Source organism: Streptomyces sp. NRRL F-6676, from assembly GCF_000725625.1.
GTDB lineage: Bacteria > Actinomycetota > Actinomycetes > Streptomycetales > Streptomycetaceae > Streptomyces.
Map to the genome: position 1 here is coordinate 76794 of NZ_JOHS01000024.1, position 9575 is coordinate 86368.

The window sequence follows — 9575 nt, forward strand, 5'->3', positions numbered from 1 at the left end:
CAGGGGCTCTCGGGCGGAAGGGGGACGTTCGTGAAGCGTGATGTGCAGGGGGAGGGGAACACCGGGGGGAACACAGGGGACGGAGACATCCGCAACGAGTTCTCGGGCGCCGGCGGACCCGTGATCCAGGGGCGGGACTTCCTCGGTGACGTCACGATCAACGGATTCGTCGGTCCTCCGGCCTCGTCCGCCGAGGACGCGGCACTGACCCGGGCCGCGGACGACCTCGCCTTCGCCGTCAGACGTCAGTGGCGGGAGGAGGCGGCGCTGCGGCGGCTGAACGATCCGTATCCGCTTCCGGTCCGGTGGCGGCCCGCCCCTCCTGAGCTGATGGAGCCCTGGCGCTCGCTGGTCCGGCTGGCCACCACCGGAGTCGGCCGTGCCTCCTCGGCCTCACCGTCCGGCTGGGCCTCCGGGCCGGAGGCGCTGTCCGGAGGCGGCGGCGATCTGGTGAAGGTGCTGACCAGGGTGCCCACGGGCCGCCTGGTCGTGCTCGGGGAACCGGGATCCGGCAAGAGCATGCTGCTGGTGCGGCTCGTGCTGGACCTGCTCGCGCACCGCCGCCACGGGGACCCGGTGCCCGTGCTCGTCTCGCTCGCCTCGTGGGACCCGGACCGGGAGGATCTCGATCTGTGGCTGGAGCAGCGGCTGGGGATCGACTACCCGTGGCTCGGGGAACCCGGCCGGACGGGAACCAAGAGAGGGCGGGAACTGCTGGATGCCGGCGCAATCATGCTGGTGCTGGACGGTCTGGACGAGATCCCCGATCGCGTGCGCGGCCGCGCGATCGCCCGGATCAACAACGCGCTCGGCCTCCGCCCGGACCTCGGAATGGTCCTCAGCTCCCGCAGCGCCTCCTTCGCCGCCACCGTCCGCCCCCGCGAAGGGCCCGAGGTACGGGTGACGGGAGCGGCGGGCGTCGAGATCGAGCCGCTGGCCCTAGACGTCATCGCGTCGTACTTACTGGACTCCGCCGGCGGACCGACCAACGAGGCCCGCTGGCGGGAGGTGTTCACGGCGCTGGCCGCCGAGCACGACCTTCATCCCCTGAGCCGGCTGTTCACGACGCCGCTGATGGCCTACCTCGCCCGCGTCGTCTACAACCCCTCGCCGGACGCGGCGGAGGACGTCGAGCACCACGCACCCGGCGGACATCCGCTGGAACTCCTGGACCGCTCCCGGTTCCCCACGCCCACGGCGATCCGGGCGCATCTGCTGGACGCCTTCGTCCCCGCCTCCTACGCGCGGCACCGGACCTCGGCCCCGGCCCCGGCCGGGCCGTCAGGATCACGGCACGGATGGACACGGGGCCAGGCGGCTCATTTCCTGACCTTTCTCGCCCATGACCTGGAACATCGCCAGCAGGGCACCACCGACCTCAGATGGTGGGACCTCGCCGACGCGGCGCCGAGGATGCTGGTGGGAGCGGCCATTGGACTCATGGCGGTGCCGGCCGGTGTGCTGATGCCGTTCGGCGCCTGGCTCGGGGTCGGCATGCTCGTCGGCGTCACCGTGGCAATGATCGGCCGACGGTGGAGTCCGCCCGCCCTGAGCTTCAACCGTGGGCTGGCGGGAGGTCTGACCGGCAGCGTTCTCGGTTCCGCGTTCGGGCTCGGCATGCGTTTCGCGCTCGGGATCCACAGCCCCGCGGGGTATTTCGTCAGCGGGCTCGCGCTGGGCCTGGTGCCGGGGTTCCTGGGCGGTTTCCGGGCCGGGCTGGCAGGCGGCCTCGCGGCGTCCTTCGTCGGGGCGTTCGTCGGCGAACCCGAGATGGGGGACTCTGCGCCGCTGGTCAACAGCGTCGGTTTCGGCATCGCCGCCGCCTGCGTGGTCACCCTGGGCCACAGCCGCCTTCCGGCGCGAGGGCTCCGCTGGTCACCGCTCGGCATCCTCACCGGTCTCGGGGGCGGTGTGGCCATCGGGATCGCGGTCGCCCTCCAGGCAGGTCTGCTCGGCGGGCTCGTGTCGGGGCTGGTCGCCGCCGTCGGCGGTTCCTTCGGCGCGGGGCTGGAGGCCAAGCCGGCCGAGGCGACGGTCGCGGCGGATCCGCAGACCGTACTGGACCAGGACCGCGTCACGTTCCTGACCACCGCCATGGCGGGTGGCCTCGCCATCGGCCTCGCCGCCGCGGTCGTCATCTCCTCGGTCCTGGGGCCGTGGCGGGGGACCCTGGCCGGGGTGGCCGACGGGCTGGCCACCGGTCTGGCCTGGGGCTTCCTCCAGGCCAGATACGGATCGTTCACGCTCGCCCGCTGGTGGCTCGCCCTGCGCGGCCGGGTGCCCTGGCGGTTGATGTCGTTTCTCGCGGACGCGCACCGGCGGGGAGTGCTGCGGCAGGTCGGAGCCACCTACCAGCTCCGCCACGCCGAATTGCAGCGCCGCCTCGCCGGAAGGACGTGAGCCGGTTCCCGTCGGCGGCGCCGGTTCAGTCCTCCTGCGTGTCACCCGTGGCCGGAGGCGTCGCGTGCGCGGTGATGGTGAGACCGGAGAAGTCCCTGCCCTGGACGACGGGGCCGTACTGCGTGCCCCCGCTGATCTGGTTCGTCACCGCGCCTTCACCCGTACAGGCCGGCTCCGCCTGCCGCCACCAGCTCTCCAGGGCGAGGCGGAACTCCGCGTCCAGCGCGGCGCGCACGGCGAGGGCCGTACTCAGCCGCTGAGCTCGCTCCGACTCGCCGGGGCTCCGCGTCAGCGCCGTGAGTTCGGCCTCGCCGGAACTCACCACGGGCGCGCCGTCGGCCTCACCGTGCCGGAACGGGCGGCGGATCAGCGCGCTCAACGCCTGCCACGCGTTCCGGCCGGCCTCGCCGCCGACACCCCCGGCCAGAGCCGCCAGCGCGGCCGCCGAGATCGGATCCATCGCCGCTCCCCTCACCCTGTCGGCCCACCGCGCCCGCTCGCTCACGCACGGGGGTCGACACGTCCACGGACCGTCAAAGGTAACGTGCCCGCGGCCGGCGATCGCCCGGTTTCCGCTCAGGCGTTCACCCCGGACTCCGGTGTCACCCGGCCCTCGCGCCGGGCGCCGCGGCCCACCTGTGTGCGTACCGCGCCCATGCTCGCCGCGATGACCAGGGTGATCGCCAGGACCTCCGGCAGCGACAGGGACTGGTGCAGGATCAGGAACCCCGCGAGCGCGGCGAGGGCCGGCTCCAGGCTCATCAGGATCGCGAACGTCGACGCGGGCAGCCGGCGCAGCGCGAGCAGTTCCAGGGTGTACGGCAGGACGGAGGACAGGCACGCCACCGCCGCGCCCAGCCCCAGCGTCGTCGGCACCAGCAGCTTCGACCCCGACTCGGCGATGCCCAGCGGCGTGATCAGCGCCGCCGCGACGACCAGCGCCAGGGCGAGCCCGTCGGCCTGCGGGAAGCGGCGGCCCGTCCGCGCGCTGAAGACGATGTACGCCGCCCACATCGCGCCCGCACCGAGCGCGAAGGCGACACCGGCGGGGTCGAGGCCGTCGAAGCCGCCCCCGCCGAGCAGGAAGACGCCCGCGAGGGCCAGCCCGGCCCAGACGACGTTGACCGCCCGGCGCGAGGCCAGGACGGACAGGGCCAGCGGGCCGAGCACCTCCAGGGTGACGGCGGGGCCGAGCGGAATGCGGGAGACGGCCTGGTAGAAGAGGCCGTTCATCGCACCCATGGCGACACCGAACGCCACGACCGTGCCCCAGTCGGCGCGCGAGTGGCCGCGCAGCTTCGGGCGGCAGACGACGACCATCAGCACCGCCGCCATCGCCAGCCGCAGCGTGACCACGCCGAGCGCGCCGGCGCGCGGCATCAGGTTCACCGCCAGGGCGGCCCCGAACTGCACGGACACCCCGCCGGCGAGGACCAGGCCGACGGGGCCGAAGGACCCCCACCGGTGCGGGGAGTCGCCGGCCGCTCCGGACGACGGGCCGACGGCCGGGTCGGCGGTCGTGCGCGGGGCCGGTGAGGGCGTGGAGGCGGCGCTGGGGGTGCTCACGGGCGGTCCAGGGGCTGGGAGTAGCGCGGCGGACGGGTCCGGATGGGAGGCGTCCATCGCGATGTACTGACGGGTCCAGGGTAGTGGACTGGGTCAGGTGTGTGTAGGGGTGATGGGGCTGTCACGGACTGCCTGCCCAGCGCGGCCGCACCGGGCACGGCGGCTCGGTCCGTCCGGATATCCGGCCTGTCCAGGCGTTCAGTCCTCCAGGTGCTCCGCCAGCACCTCCGCCAGATGTCTTCCCTCCCGGCCCGCGAGCCGGCCGAGCTGGGTACGGCAGGAGAAGCCGTCCGCGAGCAGTACCGTCTCCGGACCCGCCGCCCGTACGGACGGCAGGAGCTGCTCCTCCGCGCAGGCCACCGACACGTCGTAGTGCCCGCGCTCGAAGCCGAAGTTCCCCGCGAGGCCGCAACAGCCGCCGCTCAGCTCGCCGGTGAGCCCGGCCGCCGCCCGCAGCCGGCGCTCGGCCGCGTCGCCGAGGACCGCGTGCTGGTGGCAGTGGGTCTGGCCGGCCACCGGACGGTCCACCACCGGCGGCCGCCAGTCCGGGGCGTGCCGTTCCAGCGCCTCGGCGAACGTGACGACGCGGGAGGCGAGCCGGGCCGCGCGCGGATCGTCGGACAGCAGCTCCGGCAGGTCGGCGCGGAGCGCGGCGGCACAGCTCGGCTCCAGGACGACGACAGGTGCGCCGCCCGCCGTCACCGGTTCCATCAGGTCGAGCGTGCGGCGCAGCACCGTACGGGCCCGGTCGAGCTGGCCGGTGGAGATGTACGTCAGCCCGCAGCAGACCCGGCCCCGGCGCGCCCCGGCGGCCAGTGCCCGCACGGTGCGCGAGCCGCCGTCGCCGATCGCCGCCCCCCACCGTGCCCGCGGCGGCGGTACGACCCTCAGCCCCGCCGCCTCCAGCACCCGTACGGCCGCCCGGCCGACCGAGGGCGAGAAGTGCTCGGTGAAGGTGTCGGGCCACAGCACGACGAGCGCACCGCGGGCACCACTGGCACTGCCGGCACCATCCTTGACCGGCCCGCGCCTCCGTATCCACCGCCCGAACGTCTCCCCCGCCAGCCGCGGCACGTCCCGCTCCGAGGCGATCCCCCCGAGCCGCTTGGCGACGGCGGCCAGCGGGCGCACCCCGGCCAGGGCGTTGACCAGGCCCGCCGTGCGCGTACGGGAGACGAGCGCGAGCCAGCGCGGCAGCCACCCCAGCGTGTAGTGCGCGGCCGGGCGGCGGCGTCCGGCGTAGTGGTGGTGGAGGAACTCCGCCTTGTACGTGGCCATGTCGACGCCGACCGGGCAGTCGCTGCGGCAGCCCTTGCAGGACAGGCACAGGTCGAGCGCGTCCCGGACCTCCGTGGAGCGCCAGCCGTCGGTGACGACCTCGCCCGCCAGCATCTCGTGCAGCAGCCGGGCCCGGCCGCGCGTGGAGTGCTCCTCCTCCCCTGTGGCCCGGAACGAGGGGCACATGACCCCCGAACCGGCTTCCGTCGTACGGCACTTGGCGACGCCGACACACCGGCGCACCGCCGCCGTGAAGTCCCCGCCGTCGGCCGGGTAGCCGAAGGCGACGTCCACCGGGCGGCGGGGCAGCGGCGCGAACCGCAGGTTCTCGTCGAGCCGGTGGGGGCGGATTAGTATGCCCGGGTTGAGCAGGCCGTCCGGGTCCCAGACGGCCTTGGCGCGGGCGAACAGCTCCACCAGTTCGGGCCCGTACATCGCGGGCAGCAGCTCCGCGCGGGCCTGCCCGTCGCCGTGCTCCCCCGACAGCGAGCCGCCGTGCGCCACGACGAGCGCGGCCAGTTCCTCCGAGAAGCGCCGGAACCGCGCGACACCGCCCTCCGTGAGCAGGTCGAAGTCGATGCGGACGTGGATGCAGCCGTCGCCGAAGTGCCCGTACGGCGTGCCGCGCAGACCGTGGGCGGTGAGCAGGCGGCGGAACTCCTTCAGATACGCCCCCAGCCGCGCGGGCGGCACCGCGCAGTCCTCCCAGCCGGGCCAGGCCTCTCTGCCGTCCGGCATACGCGTCGCCGTACCGGCGGCGTCCTCGCGGATCCGCCACAGCGCGCGCTGCCCGGCCGGGTCGGTGACGACGACGGCCTGCGTGACGTCGGCGGCGCGCACGAGCGCCTCCGCACGCGCGCGTGCCTCGCCCGCGCTGTCGCCCCCGGCCTCCACGAACAGCCAGGCGCCGCCCCGGGGCAGCCCGGCGGTGTCGGGCACGAGGTCGGCGGCCATGCCCTCCACCGTGAGCGGCCCGTACGGCAGCAGACCGGCCGCCGCGTCGGCCGCCGCGCTCTCGTCGGCGTACCCGAGCACGGCCAGCGCCCGTGCGCGCGGCGCCTCGACGAGCCGTACGACCGCCTCGGTGAGCACCCCGAGCGTGCCCTCCGAGCCGCACAGCGAACGGGCCACGTCGGCGCCCCGCTCGGGCAGCAGCGCGTCGAGCGCGTACCCGGAGATGCGGCGCGGCAGCTCCGGGAAGCCGGTGCGCAGCCGCGCCAACTCGCCCTCCACCAGCGCCCGCAGGCCGTCCGGCGCGCCCCGCCAGTCCCGCCCGGCCCGCAGCCGGTCGCCACGCACGGTGCGGACGGACAGCTCCTCCACGTTGTCGGCGGTGGTGCCCCAGGCGACCGAGTGGGAGCCGCAGGAGTTGTTGCCGATCATGCCGCCGAGGGTGCAGCGGCCGTGCGTGGAGGGGTCGGGGCCGAAGCGCAGTCCGTGCGGGGCGGCGGCCTCCTGGAGCCGGTCGAGCACCAGCCCCGGCTGCACGACGGCCGTACGGCTGCCCGGATCCAGGTCGAGGAGGCGGTTCATGTGCCGCGTGAAGTCCAGCACGACGCCGGTGCCGGTGGCCTGCCCCGCGATCGACGTACCGCCCCCGCGCGGCACCACCGGCACCCCCAGCTCCCGGCAGACCGCCAGCGTCGCCGCCACGTCGTCCGCGTCCCGCGGCGCGACGACGCCGAGCGGGACGCGGCGGTAGTTGGACGCGTCCATGGTGTGCAGGGCGCGTGCGGTCGCGTCGAAGGCGACCTCGCCGCGCACGGCCTTCCGCAACGCGTCCCGCACGACACCGGAGGACGGCACGGCCGCCCCCGCACCGACCCCGAACTCCCCGTGATCCGTCATGCCCCCACCATGCCACCGACCACTGACAGTGACCGGTTCAGTACCGTGCGACGTGCTCCCGGACGAACTCGGCGAAGGTGCGGGGCGGGTGTCCGGTCAGGTCCAGTACGGCGGTGCTGACCTGGTCGTCGCGGCCGTCCCGAATGGTGGCGTCGACGGCGGCGAGCGAGGCCGCGAAGGCGTCCGGCAGGCCCGTGGCCCGGTAGGCGGCCGCCAACTCCTCCTGCTTCACGGGCACGACCCGCACCGTCCGGCCGATGTGCCGGGTGAGGATCTCGGCCGCGCCCCGGTAGCTGAGCGCCGCGGGACCGGTGAGCAGATAATCGCTCCGGTCGTCGGTGTGGCCGTGAGGAGCGTCCTCCGGTGCGGTCAGGACCGCGGCGGCCGCCGCCGCGATGTCCCGTGCGTCGATCCAGCCGACCCGGCCGTCGCCCGAGGCGGTACGGATCTCGCCCTCCCGCCGGATCCGCTCCCCCATGGGGTGCGGTGCCAGGAAGTTCTGCATGAACCCGGAGGCGCGCAGCACCACCCCGCCGGGCCTGGCCCGCACCCGCGCGGCCAGTTCCAGGGCACCGGGGGCGCCGGGGAACACCAGGGCCGAGCCGAGCAGCACGATCTGGCGCACGCCGAGCCGGTCGGCCTCGGCCAGGAACGGTTCGACCAGCGGCAACGGGTCCAGGGTGTTCACGGGGGGCACCAGGTGGACCCGGTCCGTGCCGCGCAGCGCGGCCCGGTGGGTGGCGGGGTCGGCCCAGTCGAACCGGACGGCGTCCGGGTCGTCGGCCGCCGGGGTGCGGCTCGCCACCCGTACCGGCACGCCGTCGGCGCGCAGCAGCCCGGCCAGGGCGCTGCCGGTCTTCCCGGTACCGCCGGTGATCAGTACGCCGGTCATCGGACGGCCTCCGTACGCAGCGCGCCGAGCAGGGCGGGCAGCGCGCCGGCCGCCGAGGCGACGGCCAGCGGGTTCCAGTAGTCCCGGTAGCGGGTGATCAGGCCCTCGTGGGTGGTGACCACCGTGATGTAGTCCAGCCGGTAGGGCTCGCCGGTGGCGACCGTGCGGCCCTGCGCGGTGAACTCCACCACGACGGTGTCCGGCCGGTCGGTGCGGTGCACGGTGACGGCCGGGATCTCCCGCACGTCCACCAGGTCCGGGTAGCCGGCCAGGTACGCGCGTACGGCCTCGCGTCCGTTCAGCTCGCGCGGCGCGTCCCCCACGGCGAAGGGGAACTCGGCCGTGCCGTCCGCCGCCCACAGGTCGGCGACGGCGTTCATGTCCTTCGCCCGCAACAGCTCCAGCAGCCGGCGGAAGGTCTCTTCGGGTGTGCGTTCGGGTGTGCGTGAGGGCACGGCGGTTCTCCAGTGTTCGGCGAAACGGGATGACCACCTCAGACTGGGCGCCCGAGCCCGGGCGTGGCACCCACGGCCGAGCCCCGGACCACTGGTCCGTGGCTACGCGGCGGGCCGCTGTGCCAACCTGGCCGGATGAGCAGAGCGGAACTGGCCGACTTCCTGCGCCGCCGGCGCGAGGCGCTGCACCCCGGGCGGATGCCGGCCGGGGCCGTCCATCCGCCCGGCCGCCGCCCCCGGCGCACGCCCGGACTGCGCCGGGAGGAGGTGGCCGCCCTGGCCGGGATGTCCACCAGCTACTACGAGCGGCTGGAGCAGGCCCGCGCGCCGCGCCCCTCGCCGCAGGTGCTGACCGCGCTGGGCACGGCGCTGCGGCTCACCGCCGCGGAGCGCGAGCACCTGGCGCGGCTGGCCGGGCAGATTCCGCCCCGCACGGACGACGCGGTCCGCGCACCCGTGCCCGACGCCGCCCTGCGGCTGCTGCACCGGCTCGGTCCGCTGCCCGCCTATCTGGTGGACGAGCACGAGGACATCGTCGCCTGGAACACGGCGGCGGCCGCGCTGATCACCGACTTCGGCCGGCTGCCCGTCCGTGAGCGCAACACCGTGCGCCTGGCCGTGCGGCTGGGCGGCACCCTCTGTTCGGCGCCCGCCGGCGCGGAGGGCGGCTTCGCCCGGCAGTCCGCCGCCCAGCTGCGGGCGGCCAGTGTCCGGCTGCCGGGCGACCGCGTGCTGGGCGAGCTGGTCAACGCGTACGCCGCGCACGACGCGGACTTCCGCGCCGGCTGGCGCAGCCACGAGGTGGACCCCCGGCCGGCGCTGCGCAAGCGCCTGCACCATGCCGAACTGGGCGAGCTCGACCTGGACGTGCAGACGCTGCTCGTGCCCGGCACCGAGCTGCGGCTGGTGCTCTACAGCGCGGAGCCCGGCAGTCCGAGCGCGGCCGCGCTGGAGCGGCTGCGCGTCGACGGCACGGGGGCGTGAGCGCGCCTCTCCGAAACACCCGAAGCACCCGCACACCCGCACACCCGCGCGCACGCCCGCGTGGGTCCGGTGGCTGCCGACCTTGGCCATCAGATCCTCGCGCGCACGCCCGCGTGACCGCACCCCCGCACCCCCCTCGAACCCCCACGCGC

7 protein-coding genes are annotated in these 9575 nt (G+C 75.1%); 2 read left to right on the forward strand and 5 right to left on the reverse strand.

Features of this window, described 5'->3' with window-relative positions; translation table 11 throughout:
• The first annotated feature begins 30 nt into the window (after positions 1–30).
• Positions 31–2400, forward strand: a complete 2370-nt coding sequence (locus IO29_RS35565) for an NACHT domain-containing protein (RefSeq protein ID WP_051742681.1) — start codon at positions 31–33, stop codon at positions 2398–2400.
• Between the two features lie 25 nt (positions 2401–2425).
• Here the strand turns inward: IO29_RS35565 and IO29_RS17415 are convergent, their stop codons facing one another.
• From IO29_RS17415 to IO29_RS17435, 5 genes are all read right to left on the reverse strand, one after another.
• Complete coding sequence (locus IO29_RS17415) at positions 2426–2860, reverse strand: hypothetical protein (protein WP_033226944.1); 435 nt, start codon at positions 2858–2860, stop codon at positions 2426–2428.
• A 116-nt stretch (positions 2861–2976) separates the two neighbouring features.
• Positions 2977–3966 (reverse strand): EamA family transporter, encoded by a 990-nt coding sequence (locus IO29_RS17420; RefSeq protein ID WP_030380343.1) that lies wholly within the window; start codon positions 3964–3966, stop codon positions 2977–2979.
• 198 nt (positions 3967–4164) lie between these two features.
• Positions 4165–7092 carry an FAD-binding and (Fe-S)-binding domain-containing protein gene (locus tag IO29_RS17425; protein ID WP_078618313.1) on the reverse strand — a complete coding sequence of 976 codons (2928 nt, stop codon included), beginning with the start codon at positions 7090–7092 and terminating at the stop codon, positions 4165–4167.
• Between the two features lie 37 nt (positions 7093–7129).
• On the reverse strand, positions 7130–7984 hold the full coding sequence (locus tag IO29_RS17430) for an NAD(P)H-binding protein (RefSeq protein ID WP_030380341.1): 855 nt from the start codon (positions 7982–7984) through the stop codon (positions 7130–7132).
• Positions 7981–8439: a nuclear transport factor 2 family protein gene (locus tag IO29_RS17435; RefSeq protein ID WP_030380340.1), complete on the reverse strand. Its 459-nt coding sequence runs from the start codon at positions 8437–8439 to the stop codon at positions 7981–7983. The genes IO29_RS17430 and IO29_RS17435 overlap by 4 nt, the downstream gene beginning before the upstream one ends.
• A gap of 135 nt (positions 8440–8574) precedes the next feature.
• Between IO29_RS17435 and IO29_RS17440 the strand changes: the two genes are divergently transcribed.
• Complete coding sequence (locus IO29_RS17440) at positions 8575–9423, forward strand: helix-turn-helix transcriptional regulator (protein WP_030380339.1); 849 nt, start codon at positions 8575–8577, stop codon at positions 9421–9423.
• Positions 9424–9575: the final 152 nt, after the last annotated feature.

Bases quoted from the DNA above. Each gene is read 5' to 3' on its own strand.
- IO29_RS17415 (WP_033226944.1), bottom strand. From the start codon at position 2,860: ATGGATCCGATCTCGGCGGCCGCGCTGGCGGCTCTGGCCGGGGGTGTC.
- IO29_RS17430 (WP_030380341.1), bottom strand. From the start codon at position 7,984: ATGACCGGCGTACTGATCACCGGCGGTACCGGGAAGACCGGCAGCGCC.
- IO29_RS17425 (WP_078618313.1), bottom strand. From the start codon at position 7,092: ATGACGGATCACGGGGAGTTCGGGGTCGGTGCGGGGGCGGCCGTGCCG.
- IO29_RS17440 (WP_030380339.1), top strand. From the start codon at position 8,575: ATGAGCAGAGCGGAACTGGCCGACTTCCTGCGCCGCCGGCGCGAGGCG.